The 220-nt window shown below is 37.7% G+C and carries 1 rRNA gene; it reads right to left on the bottom strand.

The annotated features are described in order from the left end of the window. Positions 1-121: 121 nt before the first annotated feature. Positions 122-220 (bottom strand): 23S ribosomal RNA (locus tag D0817_RS25580); the annotation flags it as partial.

Raw genomic sequence — 220 nt, 5'->3', positions numbered from 1 at the left:
CAATTGATAATTAAAATAATATCTTAACATACTGAGATAAAGAATATAAAAAGTGTCATCCTGAGCCGAAGCCGAAGGATTAGAAAGTTTCTCCCCCAGTGTTGCCACTGGGGAAAAGGGTGTACATAAGCTTACGGATTATTAGTACTACTCGACTATGACATTACTGCCTTTACATCTATAGCCTATCAACGTGGTCATCTTCCACGATCCTTAAAAG

The organism is Flavobacterium cupreum (assembly GCF_003996965.1).
GTDB lineage: Bacteria > Bacteroidota > Bacteroidia > Flavobacteriales > Flavobacteriaceae > Flavobacterium > Flavobacterium cupreum.
This window is presented reverse-complemented; position numbering and strand designations above follow the sequence as displayed.